Below are 14,885 nucleotides of genomic sequence, written 5' to 3'. Positions count from 1 at the left end.
CCTCGGCCAGGTCGGCCGCCTGCCGAGGACTGTACGGCGGCGTGAGGCGGGTCTTCACCCGGCCGGGCACCGGGGCCTTGGCGATCACCAGCAGGGTCGGCGGCGGCGTGGCGAGCACCGCCCGCATGTCGCGGACGGCCTGCCGGGTGCCGCGCACCGTCCCCGTGACCTTGGAGCGCCCGGCCCGGGGCAGGTAGTCCACCTCGGTCTCGGTGATCCGCATCCCCGCTGCCGAGGCGGCGAGCACCATCTCCAGCGGGTAGCCGGAACGCCGGTCCGCCAGCCCCAGGGCGAGCAGCCGACTCCGCCGGGCGGCGCGCATCGGGCCGAGGTCGTGCAAGGGCGCGCCGGTACGCGCCCGCAGTCGGCGGGCCAGCTCGGCGTTGGCCAGGCGGGCGTGCAGCGGCCAGGCCCCGGATTCGGTCGGCCTGCGTCGGCCGAGCACCAGGTCGGCCGTGCCCGCCAGGACCGGCCCGACCACCTGCGGCAGTTGGCGCGGGTCCAGCGAGCCGTCGCAGTCCATGAAGCAGACCAACTCGGCCGTCGCGGCCAGCAGCCCCGCGTGGCAGGCAGCGCCGAAGCCGCGCCGGGCCTCGTGCACCACGGTGGCGCCGAGGGCGGCGGCGATGGCGGCGGAACCGTCGGTGGAGCCGTTGTCCACCACGATCGGCCGCCAGCCGTCGGGCATCCGGCCGAGCACCCAGGGCAGCGCTGCGGCCTCGTCCAGGCAGGGCAGCACCACGTCGACCGGGGCGGGAAGGGGGGAAATGGTCACCCTCGTCACGCTAACGGCGCCGACGGGCTCCAGCCCCGCACGACGTCCTTACGGAAGTGCTACGCGGCTCGCGCCCGTCACCGCCCCCGTCGGCAGGGCTCTACGCTCCACCTGTGACAGTCCCTGCCCGTACCGCCAGAATCCTCGTGGTCGACGACGACCCGACCGTCGCCGAGGTCGTCACCGGCTACCTGCTGAGAGCCGGGTTCCAGGTCGACCGGGCCGCTGACGGGCCGGGCGCGGTCGAGGCCGCGGCCGCCGGCCGGCCCGACCTGGTCGTCCTGGACCTGATGCTGCCCGGCTTCGACGGCCTGGAGGTCTGCCGCCGCCTGCGCGCGGCACCGGACGGCACCGCGCCGGCGATCATCATGCTCACCGCCAAGGGGGACGAGGCCGATCGCGTGCTCGGCCTGGAGGTCGGCGCGGACGACTACGTCGCCAAGCCGTTCAGCCCCCGGGAGCTGACCCTCCGGGTGCAGTCGGTGCTCCGCCGCGCCGTCCCTCGCACGACGCCGCCCGCCCTGCTGGAGGCCGGGGGCCTGGTGCTCGACCCGCAGGGCCGCCGCTGCTTCCGCGCGGGCACCGAACTCCAGCTCACCCTCCGCGAGTTCGACCTGCTGGAGTTCCTGCTGCGCCACCCCGGCACGGCCTTCTCCCGGGAGGAGCTGATGCGACAGGTCTGGGGCTGGGAGTTCGGCGACCGCTCCACCGTCACCGTCCACATCCGGCGCCTACGCGAGAAGATCGAGGACGACCCGGGCGCCCCCGCACTCATCACCACCGTCTGGAGCGTCGGCTACCGCTTCGACCCCACAGAGAGCTGACCCGACGTCATGAACGACCTCCTGCTGATCGCCGTCTACGCAGCCTTCGGGGCCGGCGCCGCCGGTCTCCTCGGCTGGCCCGCCGTCCGCGCCCTGCGGAGGCGCTCGGTGGCACTGTCGCTGTTCGCGGTCGCCGTGGTCACCGTGCTGGCGATGGCCTCCGGCACCACGGCCGTCGCCCAGGCGATGTTCCTCTCCGAGCACGACCTCGGCGTGGTGATGACGGTCCTGGCCATCGGGGCCGTCGTCTCCCTGCTGGCTGCCGCCGTGCTCGGCCGTCATGCCGTCAGCGGCAGCCGGGCGCTCACCCTGGCCGCCCGGACCGTGGGCAGCGACGGCGGTTTCACCGCTCCCGCCCAGCCGCTCAGCGCCGAACTCGCTCAGCTCAGCGCCGAGTTGTCGGCCACCAGCGCCCGGCTGGCCGAGTCCCGCAAGCGCGAGCAGACCCTGGAGGCCTCCCGGCGGGAGCTGATCGCCTGGATCTCGCATGACCTGCGCACCCCGCTGGCCGGACTGCGGGCCATGGCCGAGGCCCTGGAGGACGGGATCGTCGAGGAGCCGAACCGCTACTACGGCCAGATCGGGGCCGAGGTGGAGCGGCTCACCGGCATGGTCGACGACCTGTTCGAGCTCTCCCGGCTCCAGGCCGGCGCCCTGCACCTCACCCCGGCCCGGGTCTCCTGCTACGACCTGGTCGGGGACGCCCTGGCCGGCGCCGACCCGCTCGCCCGCGAACGCGGCGTCCGGCTGCTCGGCGGTCAGGTCGATCTGGTCCCGATCGAGGTCGACAGCCGGGAGGTCTCCCGGGCGCTGGGCAACCTGCTGGTCAACGCGATCCGCTCGACCCCGGCCGACGGCGTGGTCGCGGTCACCGCCAGCCGGCAGGCCGATGAGGTGGTCCTCGCCGTCACCGACAGCTGCGGCGGCATCCCCGAGGCGGATCTGCCCCGGGTGTTCGAGACCGGCTGGCGCGGTGGCAGCGCACGCACCCCACGGACCGTGGGCGACGCGGACGGCGGTGAGCACTCCGGCGGCGGCGCGGGTCTGGGGCTCGCCATCGTCCGGGGCATCGCCGAGGCCCACGCGGGCAGCGCGGCCGTACGCAACGTGGACGGCGGCTGCTGCTTCGAGATCAGGCTGCCGGCCGCCGGCCTCGCCGTCTGATCCCCCGGCCCGCTCAGGCCCTTACTGCGGCGCGCTGGGGCGCGGTGGCGAACTCCGCCATCCCGTCGGCGAAGCCCACCAGTGGCCGCCAGCCCAGCTCCTGCCGCAGCCGGGCGGAGTCGGCGGTGACGTGCCGGACATCGCCGAGCCGGAACTCACCCGTCACCACCGGCAGCGGGCCACCCGTCGCCTCGGCGAGGGCCACGGCCATCTCACCCACCGTGTGCGGCTCGGCGCTGCCCACGTTGTAGACCCGGGCCGCGCCCTCCGGCCGGCCTGGCACGGCGAGCAGGGCCGCCAGGTTCGCCCGGGCCACGTCGTCCACGTGCACGAAGTCCCGCCGCTGACCGCCGTCCTCGAACACCCGCGGCGCCTCCCCCCGGGCCAGCGCCGACCGGAACAGCGAGGCGACGCCCGCGTACGGGGTGTCCCGCGGCATCCCCGGCCCGTAGACGTTGTGGTAACGCAACGTCACCACCCGTCCACCGCAGGCCCGGGCCCACGCGGCCGCCAGGTGCTCCTGGGCGAGCTTGGTGACGGCGTACACGTTCCGTGGGTCGGCCGGTGCGTCCTCTCCCACCAGTCCGGGCCGCAGCGGCGCACCGCAGACGGGGCACGGCGGCTCGAACCGGCCGGCCTCCAGATCCGCGACCCGGCGCGGCCCCGGCGCGACCTCACCGTGCTCGGCGCAGGTGTACCGACCCTCGCCGTACACCACCATCGACCCGGCCAGCACCAGGTCGCGGACCTTGCGTCGGGCCATCGCGGCGAGCAGTACGGCGGTGCCGAGGTCGTTGCAGCTCGCGTACTCGGGAGCATCGTCCAGATCGACGCCCAGACCCACCATCGCCGCCTGGTGACAGACGGTGGTCACCCCGTCGAGGGCCCGCTCCACCGCTGCCGGATCCCTGACGTCGCCCCGGCAGAACTCCACCCCGGCCGGAAGCGCCGGCGGACGGCCCGAGCCACCGTGCACGGCGGGCAGCAGGGCGTCCAGCACCCGCACCCGGTGCCCCGCCTCCACCAGCCGGGCGGCCACAGCGGACCCGACGAACCCGGCACCGCCGGTCAACAGAATGTCCATGTCCCGACGCTACGCCCGGGCCCGCCCGGCACCGGGCAGCCGTGAGGGGCCGTCAGAGATCCGTAAGAGTCGGCGCGCCCCCCTGACAATGGGCACGGTCGCGGTCGACCACGGAAAGTAGTCACCCGCCCGGCCCTTCCGTACTCGTCGGTCACCGACTACCGTCCCCGACTAACAAAGTTAGTTTTACGACGGCAAGGTGGCCCCCCGATGACCGAGAGAACCGTCCCCTCCTCCGACGCCGAGCGGCTGGCCGCCCTCGGCTACCGCCAGGAACTGCGCCGCAGCCTCGGCGTGCTCGGCAACATCTCGATGGGCTTCGCCGTGGTCTCCCCCGTGGTCGGCCTGTATGCGGTGGCGCAGGTCGGCATGAACATCCGGGGTGGCGCCTGGGTCTGGGCCCTGCCGGTCTGCCTGCTCGGGCAGCTGCTGGTGGTGGCGGTCTACTCCGAGCTGGCGTCGCAGTGGCCGCTGGCGGGCGGGGCGTACCAGTGGGCCCGGCGGCTGGTCGGGCCCGGCTTCGCCTGGATGAGCGGGTGGCTCTGGCAGTTCGCGGTGATGTTCGCCAACACCACGGTCGCCTACCTGGCCGCGCCCTGGCTCTTCGCGCTGGTCGGAGCCACCCCGAGCCCGGCCGGGCTGGTGCTGGTGGCCGCGGTCTTCATGCTCTGCTGCACGCTGGTCAACGCCTACGGCATCAACCTGCTGCGCTGGTTCGTCTCGGCCGGGATCGCCGCCGAACTGATCGCCTCGGTGTTGGTCGGCCTGGCCCTGCTGCTGTTCTTCCGGCAACACGGCTTCGCGCTGCTCACCGACAGCCTGGACACCTCCGCCGTCACCGGCACCGGCGGCCTCGGCTCGCTGCTCGCCGTGATCGCGGTCGGCGGCTGGGCCTTCATCGGCTTCGACGCCTGCGTCTCCACCGCCGAGGAGACCAAGGACGCCGCCCGCCAGGTGCCGCGCGCGATGCGCTGGGCGCTGCTGAGCGTCGGCCTGGTGGTGATCCTGAACGCCGTCTCGGTGGTGCTCGCCCATCCCGACCCGGCCGCCGTGGTCTCCGGTGCGGACCTCGACCCCATCACCACCGCCGTGGTGACCGGCTTCGGCGACTGGTCGGCCAAACCCTTCGTGCTGGTGGTCGTGGTCAGCTTCACCGCCTGCCTGATGGCCTCACAGGGCGGGGCCGCCCGGGGTCTGTACTCGCTCGCCCGGGACGGCGTCTTCCCGCTCTCCCGCCAGGTCCGCAGGGTGAACCGCCGTCAGGCCCCGATCGGCGGTCTGGTCGCCGCCACCCTGGTCAGCGCCGCCGCGCTGCCGCTCGGACTGGAGTCGACCGCGATCGGCAGCCTCATCACCTTCGGCAGCGCGGCCACCTTCCTGCCGTTCTTCCTGCTCAGCGTGGCCGCACTGACCGCCCGTCTGCGCGGCACCTGGCACCCGGCCGGTGTGCTCTCGCTCGGCCGCTGGGGCACCCCGGTCAACCTGCTCGCCGTGCTGTGGACCGGTTCCGAGACGGTCAACATCTGCTGGCCGCGCGCCGTCCTGGTGCCACCGGGCGCCCCCTGGTACCAGGTGTGGGCCGCGCTGCTCGGCGTCGGACTGGTCACCCTGACCGGCTTCGGCTACCTGCTGCTGCGCCGGCCCCAGCGCCTGATGACCTCTCAGCCCGAGCCCGCACTCGCGACGACCTGACGGTCACTGCTGCCAGGAGCGCCAGAGCGCCGCGTACGGACCGCCCGCCGCGACCAGTTCGTGGTGGCTGCCCAGCTCGGTGAGCCGTCCGTCCTCCATCACGGCGACCCGGTCGGCGTCGTGGGCGGTGTGCAGCCGGTGGGCCACCGCGATCACCGTCCGCCCCTCCAGTACGGCGGCCAGCGCGCGTTCGGTGGCCCGGGCGGCGGTCGGGTCCAGCAGGGCGGTGGCCTCGTCCAGGATCAGCGTGTGCGGATCGGCCAACACCACCCGTGCCAGGGCGAGTTGCTGGGCCTGGGCACCGTCGAGCCGGTGGCCGGACAGGCCGAGCTCGGTGTCCAGGCCGTCCGGCAGCGAGTGGGTCCAGCCCACCGCGTCCAGTGCAGCCAGCAGGTCACCGTCCCCGGCCCCGGGGGCGGCGATCCGCAGGTTGTCCCGCAGGGTGCCGAGGAAGACGTGGTGCTCCTGGGTGACCAGGACGACCTGGCGGCGCAGCGCCTCCGGATCGAGGTCGGCGATCGGCACCTCGCCGACCGTCACCGTGCCGGTGCGCGGCCGGTCCATCCCGGCCAGCAGCCGGCTCAGGGTGCTCTTCCCCGAGCCGGACGGGCCGACCACCGCGAGCCGTTCGCCCGGACGGACCGTCAGCTCGACCCCGTGCAGCACGTCGGGGCCGCCGTCGTACCCGTAGCGGACCCCGCTGACCTCGATCCGGTCGTCCACCGGCGTTCCCGTACCGCCGGTCGCCGCGCGGGGTGCGGCGGCGATGCCCTCCACCCGGGCGAACGAGGCGCCACTGCTCTGGAGTTGCTCGACCTGGAGCAGCACCACGTCCAAGGGGTCGGCCAGCCGGCGCAGGTACATCGCGGTGGCCACCACGGCGCCCAGGCTCAGCACGCCGTGGGCGTGCAGCGGGCCGCCGACCAGCAGCACGATCGTCACCGGGACCAGGTAGGAGGCGTCGATCACCGGGAAGAACACGCTGCGCAGGTACAGCGTCCGCAGCCGGGCCTGCCGGGCGGTGGCGATCACCGCCTCGGTGGCGGCGCTGCGGCGCTGCTGGAGGCCGAGCGCCTCCACCGTCCTGGCCCCGGCGGCGGTGGCGGACAGCACCTCGGCGACGGCGGAGTTGGCCGCGCCCTCGGCCAGGTAGGCGACCCGGGCCCGGCGCAGGTACCAGCGGGTGCCGAACCAGATGCCGGAGAGCCCGAGCGCGCCGCAGGCACCGAGCAGCGGGTTGATCAGGACGACCGCGCCGAGGATGAACAGCACCTCGAGCACCGCGATGAAGATCTTCGGCGCGGAGTCCCGCAGGGTGGTGCCGACCTCCGCCACGTCGGTGGTGCCACGGGCCGTCAGATCGCCGGTGCCCGCCCGTTCGACCACGGTCGGCGGCAGGTCGAGTGCCCGGTCGACGAACCGTTCCCTGACCCGGGCCGAGGTCCGCTCGCCGATCCGGTGGCCGAGGTAGCGGGCCTGCCGGGTGAGCAGCAGTTGCAGCAGGGCGCAGAGCAGCACCGCCAGGGCGAGCCGGTCCACGGCGGCCACCCCGGCCCCGGCGCCGACCTGGTCGACGATCCGGCCGAGCAGCGCGGGCCCGGCCAGGGCGGCCGCGGCGGCCAGCACGTTCAGCGCCAGCACCACGGTCAGCGCCCGGCGGTCCTGCCGGATCAGACCGAGGGCGGCGCGGCGCACCTCGGGTACGCCCGCGACCGGGAGTTGGTGGGCGGGGCCGGTGGGTGCGGTGGTCATCGGACGGACTCCTCGGCGGGACGCGGGGCGGGCACCCCGGTGCCGGCCGGTTCCTCCCGGCTGACCAGGGCTCGGTAGCCGGGGTGGTCCCGGAGCAGTTCGCGGTGCGGACCGGCGGCCGCCACCCGGCCGTCCACCAGGTGCACGACGGTGTCCGCCCGGTCGAGCAGCAGCGGGGAGGTCGTGGTGACCAGGGTGGTGCGGCCCGCGCGGAAGGTCCGGATCCCGGCGGCCATCGCCGCCTCGGTGTGCGAGTCGACGGCCGAGGTCGGCTCGACCGCGAGCAGGATCTCCGGGTCGGCCGCCAGGGCCCTGGCCAGTCGCAGCCGCTGCCGCTGGCCGCCGGACAGGTTGCGGCCCTCGGCGTCCACGGGCGATTCGAGACCAGCGGGCAGTCCGCGCAGCACGTCCAGCGCGGCGGCCGCTTCGAGGGCTTCCAGCAGCGCCTTGTCCTCCCGCTCCTGACGGCCGGCGAGCAGGTCCCTGAGCGGTCCGGCGAACAGCGCCGCCTCGTTGTCGGCGAGCAGGATCCGCTCGCGCACGGTCGCCAATCCGACCTCCTCCAGGCGGACAGCGCCCCAGGCGGGACCGTCCGCCGACGCCCCGGCCTCCGCGAACCGGGCCAGCCGGTCGAGTACCGCGGCGGAGTCGCCGGGGCGGGCGCAGGCCAGCACGGTGAACCTGCCGGGGAGCACCTCGACCCCGGTGACGGAGTCGCGCAGTGCCGCGGGCCCGTCGGGGGCCGGCAGGTCCGAGCCGTCCGGACGGGGCGTCAGGCTGAGGAAGCGCACCGTACGCCGGGCGGCCACCAGGGCGCGGCTGAGGTCCTGGCCGCCCTCGATCATGAACCAGACCGGGATGTTCAGCGCCGCCGTGTACCCGTACACCGCGATCAGCTGGCCGACGGTGATACTGCCCTGCGCGGCCAACCGGGCTCCCACCCAGGTCACGGCGGCCAGGAACAGGATCGGCAGCCCGGCGCCGAGCGACTGGATCCAGCTGGTCACCGCGCCGACGCGGTAGCCGTCCGCCAGCTGCTGCTGCGAGTCCTGCCGGTACCGAGCCGCGTACACGTCCTTGCCGCCGAGCCCGTGCAGCACCCGCAGACCGCCGACCATGTCCTCGAACCGGCCCGCCAGCCTGCCCTGCTGCTCGCGGTACCTGGCCTCCGCGCGCTGCAGCCGGCCGAGCATCGGCCCGATCAGCAGGGCGAGCAGCGGGACGCCGAGCAGCACCATGACCGCCAGCAGCGGGGAGATGGCCAGCAGCAGCGCCGCGACCACCAGGTACGTGATCACCGCACCGACGCCCGGGCCCGTCATGGTCAGGGTCGCGCTCATCCGCTGCACGTCGGCGACGCCGATGGTCACCACCTCACCGGCGGCCGTCTTCCCGGACAGGACCGCCCCGAGCCGGACGGCCTGCCGGACCACCACCCGGACGGTGCGAAAGGTGGCGTCCATCCGGACCTTGGTCATCGTGCGGTGGCGGGCGACGCCGATCAGCGCGGTCACCGTCCCGACCAGCAGCAGCGCCAGCGACCAGCCGACCAGCGCGCCGGACCGGCCGGCCTTCAGCCCGTCGTCCACCGCCCGCGACAGCAGGTAGGACGGGAGGACCAGGCCGAGCATCCAGACCGTGCCGAACACCGCCCCGGCCGCCACCCGGCCGCGCTGACTGGCCGCCAGCCACCAGAGGTACCGCCCGGCACTGCGCACGTCCGGCTCGCCCGGGTCCTGACTCAGCTCGCTCACCACGGCACCCTATCCGCGCGGCTACCGACCGGGCCGCCGATTTCTTCGGGCGGTGGAGCGGCGGCGACAGAGGTCAGCCCAGCAGCAGTTCGCGTTCCATCCACTCCCGGTGCGGGGCCAACTCCGCCTCCACGCCGTCCTGCTCGGCCGGGCCGAAGGGCACGGGGTGCGAGTCGACCGACCGGCCGCCGAGCAGCTTGATCCGCAGGTGGGTCGGCGGGTGGGTGGAGTCCACCGCTCCGGCCTCCCGGGCGGACAGCCGGAGCCGGCGCTCCCGCTCGAGCGGGGTCAGACTGCCGACCAGGCCGCCGAGCTCGGCCCACAGGTCCGCGTCCGGGCGTCCCGCGCCCGGGCCGCTCCGCTGCCGCGGCAGACTGCGGTAGCGCAGCAGCACCGTCTCGGCACTCGGGCCGAGCAGCAGTGCCTCCAGCATCTGGCGGGCCGTCACCGTCGAACTCACCTGGGCCGCCAGCTCGTCGGCTCGGTACTCGGCGGCCTGGCCGGACCGCACGGTGAGCCGGTCCATCAGCTCCAGCAGCCGCCCGGTCAGCCATTTCGGCACCGCCAGCAGCAGGTGGGAGAGAAAGTGGTTCGGCTGGATGACCAGGTGCCACTCCAGCAGCGCGGACCGCGCCCAGTTCAGCCAGATGCCGCGCCGGTGATCCCCGTTCACGTCGTGCCCGAACTCGTGCCCGAGCAGCGCGACCTGCTGCGGCGGGGTGAGGGTGCTCCAGAGCGGCAGGCCGACCGACAGCACGCTCCGGCGGCGCAGCCCCACCCGGCCGAACGAGGCGTTGTACCTCTCGTCGAACCGGATGTGGTCGACCGGTCGGGCGCCCACCGCCGCCGCCACCCGGTCCGCCAGGGCGTACAGCGCGGGCGCCTCGGACCTGGCCAGGAAGGTCCGGTCCGGGCGGATCCGGCCGAACCGGGGCCGCAGCAGGACGCCGAACCCGAGGAGGCATGCCGCGACCACCCGCAGCGGCCAGGTCCCGAACAGCAACAGCGCCAGAGAGCCGCCCAGCACGGCCAACGTGATCAGGTGCACCAGACCGGCGAGGGCGGCGGCGAGCAGCCAGCTCCGGTCGGCCACCGTACCGTCGCCGCTGTGCAGGGCGTCGAACAGCTCCTCCACCCTGGCCTGCGTACGGCGCCTCCCGGCCTCCGCCCGGCGTGCCTCGCGCTCGGCCCGGCTGCGCTTCCTCGCCATCAACTCCACCACGGGCTGGGCCGCTTGCAGGTTCCACTCGCAGGCGGGGCACCAGACCGGGAACCGGTCGTCGGTCTCCAGTACGGCGGCACAGTTCGGGCACGCGCTCGGACTCGGGCGGTCGAGCGCGGCGGCAGGGGTGGACATGAGCCGGAATCCTGCCAGATCGCGAGGACTCCCGTGAGGGGTACGCACGTTCGGCGACACGCCGGGGTGGCACTGGCGGGGCGGACCGCCCCGGGCGCAGGATGGGCCCGGTACCGCCCGGTCGAGTGAGAGCGTGATGCGATGAGCCCCGAGCCCGAACAGTACGACGTCGTGGTCCTCGGCGGTGGTCCGACCGGCGAGAACCTGGCCGACCGGGCCAAGGCCGCCGGGCTGAGCACCGTTCTGGTGGAGAGTCAGCTGATCGGTGGTGAGTGCTCTTACTGGGCCTGCATGCCGAGCAAGGCGCTGCTCCGCCCCTGGCTGGCGCTGGCGCACGCCCGGGCACTGCCCGGCACCCGGGAGGCCGTCACCGGGAAGCTGGACGCCGCCGCCGTGCTGGCCCGGCGGGACGAGTTCACCTGGCACTGGCACGACGACAGCCAGGTCGAGTGGCTCCGCTCCACCGGCATCGACCTGGTCCGCGGCCACGGCCGACTGGCCGGTGAGCGGTCCGTCCTGGTGGACGGCGAACGACTGCTGACGGCCCGTCACGCGGTGGTTGTCTGCACCGGCACCAGGCCGGCGCTGCCCGACGTACCGGGACTGGCCGCCGCGCACCCCTGGACCAGCCGGGACGCCACCAGCGCCGCCAAGGTGCCGGGGCGGCTCGCGGTGGTCGGCGGCGGTGTGGTGGCGGTCGAAATGGCCACCGCCTGGCAGGGCTTGGGCTCCCAGGTCACCCTGCTGGTGCGGGGCGACGGCGTGCTGGACCGGATGGAGCCCTTCGCCGGCGAGCTGGTCGCGGACGGGCTGAGGGCCGCCGGGGTCGACGTCCAGCTCAACACCACGGTTACCCGACTGGCCCGGCAGGGCGGCGAGGTGACGCTCACCCTCGGTGACGGCGGCACGGTCCTCGCCGACGAGGTGCTGTACGCGACCGGCCGGGTCCCGCGCACCGAGGACATCGGCCTGGAGACCGTCGGTCTCCAGCCCGGGAGCTGGCTGGACGTCGACGACTCCTGTCTGGTGCGGGCCGTCGAGGGCGACTGGCTGTACGCCGCCGGCGACGTCAACCACCGGGCGCTGCTGACCCACCAGGGCAAGTACCAGGCCAGGATCGCCGGCGCGGCGATCGGTGCCCGGGCGGCCGGCGCCACCGTCGACACCTCGCGCTGGGGTCCGCACGCGGCCTCCGCCGACACCGCCGGCGCGCCCCAGGTGGTGTTCACCGAACCGGAAGCGGCGTCCGTCGGCCTGAGCCTCGCCGAGGCCGAACGGGCCGGGCTGCGGGTCCGCGCCGTGGACCAGGAGATCGGCAACGTGGCGGGTGCCTCGCTCTACGGCGACGACTACCGGGGGCAGGCCCGCCTGGTGGTGGACCTCGACCGGGACGTGATCGTCGGCGCCACCTTCGTCGGCCCCGCCGTCGCCGAACTGCTGCACTCCGCCACCATCGCCGTGGTCGGCGAGGTCCCGATCGCCCGGCTGTGGCACGCGGTGCCCGCCTACCCGACCATCAGCGAGGTCTGGCTCCGGCTGCTGGAGAGCCTGCGCGGCTGAGCAGGGGCGCGGCGGCGGTCCCGCCGGTCACCCTGGGCCGTCCGACCCACGGTGACCGGTGGGACCGGCATACCCGTCACCCGAGCTCGACGGCGGCGTTCATCTCCCAGAGCAGCACCTCGGCGCCCTCCGGCCCCGCCGTGATCCGCTGGCCCTCGGCCGCGCCGATCCGGGCGGCGTCGCCCTCGTGGAGCAGTCCGCTGCCCTCCAGGGCGAGTTCACCGCGCGCCACGTACAGGTGAGCGAACGGGGCGGTGACGGTGTCGAGGGTCTCGGACGGGCGGAGCCGGGCAACGTGCAGGGCGGCGTGCCGCTGCCGGATGCCGATGGCGCGCTGGCTGTCGTGCTTGGCCATGCCGGACGCGAGCGTGGTCCAACCGCCCTGCCCGAGCTGCTCGTTGATGTCCAGCTGCTCGTACCCGGGGGCGATGCCGGCCGCGTCGGGGACCACCCACATCTGGATCAGGCGGACCGGGTCGCGGTGCTCGGGCGCACCGGTGAGCGTCCAGGAGTCGTTCTTCTCGCTGTGCAGGATGCCCGCGCCCGCGCTCATCCGCTGGGCCAGGCCCGGGTAGATGACGCCGTTGTTGCCCTCCGAGTCCTGGTGGACCAGGCCGCCGTCGAGCACCCAGGTGATGATCTCCATGTCGCGGTGCGGGTGCGTTTCGAAGCCGGTCCCGGGGGCGATCACGTCGTCGTTCGAGACCAGCAGCAGGCCGAAGTGAGTGTTGGCCGGGTCCCAGTGCCGGGAGAAGGAGAAGGAGTGGTGCGACTCCAGCCACCCCGCCCTGGTGTGGAACCGCTCGCCCGCTCGGCGGATGTCGATCGTGGAGGCCATCGGATCAACCTTTCCTCGATGTTGTTGAAACATGAACTACTGAGGCGCCGCCCGCATTCCCGGCGTGCTGCCGTGCACCGCCGGTCGCCCCGGAGCAGACTGGCGGGCGGATCTGCCCCGACACTCACAGGTGGTACGCGATGACCGAGACACTGCTGGCCGTCGGCACGCAGAAGGGCCTGTTCCTGGGCCGCAGCGCCGACCGGGCGGACTGGGAGTTCACCGGACCGCACTTCGCCATGAACGCGATCTACTCGGTCGCCGTCGACCGCCGAGGTGACCGCCCCCGCATCCTGGTCGGCGCCGACAGCAGCCACTGGGGCCCGTCCGTCTGGTGGTCCGACGACCTCGGCACCACCTGGCAGGAGCCGAGCAGCCCGGCGGTCCGGTTCCCCGAGCACACCGGCACCTCGCTGGAGCGGGTCTGGCAGCTCCAGCCGGCCGGACCGGAGGCCCCCGGCGTGGTGTACGCGGGCACCCAGCCCGCCGCACTGTTCCGCTCCACCGACGGCGGCGAGAGCTACACCCTGGACGAATCGCTCTGGTCGCACCCGCAACGGACCGAGTGGGCGGCCGGGTTCGGCGGCCAGGGCCTGCACAGCATCGTGACCGACCCGCGCGACCCGGCCGCGCTCACCGTCGCGGTCTCCACCGGCGGCGTCTACCGCACCGAGGACGGCGGCAAGAACTGGCGCCCCGCCAACGCCGGCATCCGGGTCTCCTTCCTGCCGGACGAGTACCCCGAGTTCGGCCAGTGCGTGCACAAGATCGCCGCCGACCCGGCCGACCCCGACCGGCTCTACCTGCAGAACCACGGCGGCGTCTACCGCACCGACGACGGCGGCGAGCGCTGGACGGACATCGGCGCCGACCTCCCCGCCACCTTCGGTTTCGGCCTGGCCACCCACCCCCGGCAGTCCGGCACCGCCTACCTGTTCCCGCTCGACGCGGACTACGCCCGGCTTCCGGTCGACCGCCGCTGCCGGGTCTTCCGCACCACCGACGCGGGCAGGAGCTGGCAGCCGCTCAGCACCGGACTGCCCACCGAGGACCACTACGGCGTGGTCCTCCGCGACGCGCTCTGCACGGACGACGGCGAACCGGCCGGCGTCTACTTCGGCAACCGCAACGGCGAGGTCTACGGCTCCGCCGACGCGGGCGACAGCTGGCGCCTGATCAGCTCGCACCTGCCGGACGTGCTCTGCGTCCGGGCCGTCACGCTGCCCTGAACCGCTGCGGCGGTCAGCCGCGTAGGTGCAGCCCGAAACCCGTCCGGCCGGCGGGCTCCAGCCCCTCCTTCAGGTGCAGCGAAGGGATCTCGTAGTCACCGAAGTTCTGCCGCCGGAACGGGATCGGCTCGGTCGACTCCAGGGTGAGCAGGCGCTGCCGCCACGCCTCGGCGACGGCCGGGTAGTCCTCGTCGGCCACCCGGTCGGCGCCGTACAGCACGAACGGCGGCAGCACCTCGATGCCCGGGTGGTAGAGGATGCCGTGCTGGATGGGGAACAGCAGGTCGTCGATCGGACCGTTGATCCCGCGAGCGGCGTAGTGGGACTCGGGGCCGCCGGTGGTCACCGACAGCAGGGCCCGCCTGCCCGCGAGGGTGCCTTCGCCGAAGCGCTCGCCGTACTTGACGTCGCTGTGCTCGCCGACGCCGTACGCGAAGCGGTGGGTGAACACCCGGTCCACCCAGCCCTTGAGGATCGCGGGCATCGAGTACCACCACAGCGGGAACTGGAAGATGACCGTGTCGGCCCACAGCAGCTTCTCCTGCTCGGCGCGGACGTCCGGGGTCAGCGTCCCCGCGTCGAACGCCCGACCCGAGTCGCGGGCGACCCGCAACGGGCTGGAGGCGTCGGGGCCGTAGTCCTCGGCGTCCACCACCGCCTTCCAGCCCATCGCGTACAGGTCGCTCACCCGCACCTGGTGCCCGGCGGTCTCCAGCGTCGAGATCGCGAGGTCCTTCAGCGAGCCGTTGAGCGACTTGGGCTCCGGGTGGGCGTGGACGATGAGGGTCTTCACGGGAGTACTCCTTCGGATCGGATGCTCTCGATCCTGGGCGCTGCGGCACCCGCTGTTCAGGGG

General features: G+C 74.0%; 11 protein-coding genes and 1 pseudogene. 5 read left to right on the top strand and 7 right to left on the bottom strand.

The window, feature by feature from the left end:
* Window positions 1–67: 67 nt before the first annotated feature.
* Window positions 68–688, bottom strand: a pseudogene (locus ACKUU6_RS26145) (glycosyltransferase family 2 protein); the annotation flags it as partial.
* A gap of 200 nt (window positions 689–888) precedes the next feature.
* Here ACKUU6_RS26145 and ACKUU6_RS26140 point away from each other — a divergent pair.
* Window positions 889–1,599, top strand: coding sequence for a response regulator transcription factor (locus ACKUU6_RS26140; protein WP_407991012.1), 711 nt, complete (start codon window positions 889–891; stop codon window positions 1,597–1,599).
* A gap of 9 nt (window positions 1,600–1,608) precedes the next feature.
* On the top strand, window positions 1,609–2,763 hold the full coding sequence (locus tag ACKUU6_RS26135; RefSeq protein WP_407991011.1) for a sensor histidine kinase: 1,155 nt from the start codon (window positions 1,609–1,611) through the stop codon (window positions 2,761–2,763).
* A gap of 13 nt (window positions 2,764–2,776) precedes the next feature.
* On the opposite strand, the gene ACKUU6_RS26130 is transcribed toward ACKUU6_RS26135, so the two are convergent.
* On the bottom strand, window positions 2,777–3,847 hold the full coding sequence (locus ACKUU6_RS26130; protein WP_407991010.1) for an NAD-dependent epimerase/dehydratase family protein: 1,071 nt from the start codon (window positions 3,845–3,847) through the stop codon (window positions 2,777–2,779).
* A gap of 210 nt (window positions 3,848–4,057) precedes the next feature.
* On the opposite strand from ACKUU6_RS26130, the gene ACKUU6_RS26125 reads away from it, so the two are divergent.
* On the top strand, window positions 4,058–5,539 hold the full coding sequence (locus tag ACKUU6_RS26125) for an APC family permease (protein WP_407991009.1): 1,482 nt from the start codon (window positions 4,058–4,060) through the stop codon (window positions 5,537–5,539).
* Window positions 5,540–5,542: 3 nt separating this feature from the next.
* Here ACKUU6_RS26125 and ACKUU6_RS26120 read toward each other — a convergent pair whose 3' ends face one another.
* The 3 genes from ACKUU6_RS26120 to ACKUU6_RS26110 form a co-directional block, all read right to left on the bottom strand.
* The gene (locus tag ACKUU6_RS26120) at window positions 5,543–7,291 is read right to left on the bottom strand and encodes an ABC transporter ATP-binding protein (RefSeq protein ID WP_407991008.1); all 1,749 of its coding nucleotides are present in this window, start codon (window positions 7,289–7,291) and stop codon (window positions 5,543–5,545) included.
* Entirely contained in the window at window positions 7,288–9,045 is a 1,758-nt protein-coding gene (locus tag ACKUU6_RS26115) for an ABC transporter transmembrane domain-containing protein (protein ID WP_407991007.1), read from the bottom strand. The genes ACKUU6_RS26120 and ACKUU6_RS26115 overlap by 4 nt, the downstream gene beginning before the upstream one ends.
* A 73-nt stretch (window positions 9,046–9,118) precedes the next feature.
* Window positions 9,119–10,402, bottom strand: a complete 1,284-nt coding sequence (locus ACKUU6_RS26110) for a M48 family metallopeptidase (RefSeq protein ID WP_407991006.1) — start codon at window positions 10,400–10,402, stop codon at window positions 9,119–9,121.
* A 141-nt stretch (window positions 10,403–10,543) separates the two neighbouring features.
* Between ACKUU6_RS26110 and ACKUU6_RS26105 the strand changes: the two genes are divergently transcribed.
* Window positions 10,544–11,962, top strand: a complete 1,419-nt coding sequence (locus ACKUU6_RS26105) for a dihydrolipoyl dehydrogenase family protein (RefSeq protein ID WP_407991005.1) — start codon at window positions 10,544–10,546, stop codon at window positions 11,960–11,962.
* Window positions 11,963–12,038: 76 nt separating this feature from the next.
* Here the strand turns inward: ACKUU6_RS26105 and ACKUU6_RS26100 are convergent, their stop codons facing one another.
* Complete coding sequence (locus tag ACKUU6_RS26100; protein ID WP_407991004.1) at window positions 12,039–12,800, bottom strand: pirin family protein; 762 nt, start codon at window positions 12,798–12,800, stop codon at window positions 12,039–12,041.
* A 140-nt stretch (window positions 12,801–12,940) separates the two neighbouring features.
* Here ACKUU6_RS26100 and ACKUU6_RS26095 point away from each other — a divergent pair, with 140 nt between their 5' ends.
* Window positions 12,941–14,029, top strand: coding sequence for a WD40/YVTN/BNR-like repeat-containing protein (locus ACKUU6_RS26095; RefSeq protein WP_407991003.1), 1,089 nt, complete (start codon window positions 12,941–12,943; stop codon window positions 14,027–14,029).
* A 13-nt stretch (window positions 14,030–14,042) separates the two neighbouring features.
* Here ACKUU6_RS26095 and ACKUU6_RS26090 read toward each other — a convergent pair whose 3' ends face one another.
* Complete coding sequence (locus ACKUU6_RS26090; RefSeq protein WP_407991002.1) at window positions 14,043–14,822, bottom strand: NAD(P)H-dependent oxidoreductase; 780 nt, start codon at window positions 14,820–14,822, stop codon at window positions 14,043–14,045.
* Between the last annotated feature and the right edge of the window lie 63 nt (window positions 14,823–14,885).

This window comes from Kitasatospora sp. CMC57 (genome assembly GCF_045866025.2).
Taxonomy (GTDB): domain Bacteria; phylum Actinomycetota; class Actinomycetes; order Streptomycetales; family Streptomycetaceae; genus Kitasatospora.
The sequence above is the reverse complement of the archived record's forward strand: the minus strand, read 5'-3'. Positions and strand labels throughout refer to the sequence as shown.

Bases quoted from the DNA above. Each gene is read 5' to 3' on its own strand.
- ACKUU6_RS26110 (WP_407991006.1), bottom strand. From the start codon at position 10,402: ATGTCCACCCCTGCCGCCGCGCTCGACCGCCCGAGTCCGAGCGCGTGC.
- ACKUU6_RS26135 (WP_407991011.1), top strand. From the start codon at position 1,609: ATGAACGACCTCCTGCTGATCGCCGTCTACGCAGCCTTCGGGGCCGGC.
- ACKUU6_RS26130 (WP_407991010.1), bottom strand. From the start codon at position 3,847: ATGGACATTCTGTTGACCGGCGGTGCCGGGTTCGTCGGGTCCGCTGTG.
- ACKUU6_RS26095 (WP_407991003.1), top strand. From the start codon at position 12,941: ATGACCGAGACACTGCTGGCCGTCGGCACGCAGAAGGGCCTGTTCCTG.
- ACKUU6_RS26100 (WP_407991004.1), bottom strand. From the start codon at position 12,800: ATGGCCTCCACGATCGACATCCGCCGAGCGGGCGAGCGGTTCCACACC.
- ACKUU6_RS26105 (WP_407991005.1), top strand. From the start codon at position 10,544: ATGAGCCCCGAGCCCGAACAGTACGACGTCGTGGTCCTCGGCGGTGGT.
- ACKUU6_RS26125 (WP_407991009.1), top strand. From the start codon at position 4,058: ATGACCGAGAGAACCGTCCCCTCCTCCGACGCCGAGCGGCTGGCCGCC.
- ACKUU6_RS26120 (WP_407991008.1), bottom strand. From the start codon at position 7,291: ATGACCACCGCACCCACCGGCCCCGCCCACCAACTCCCGGTCGCGGGC.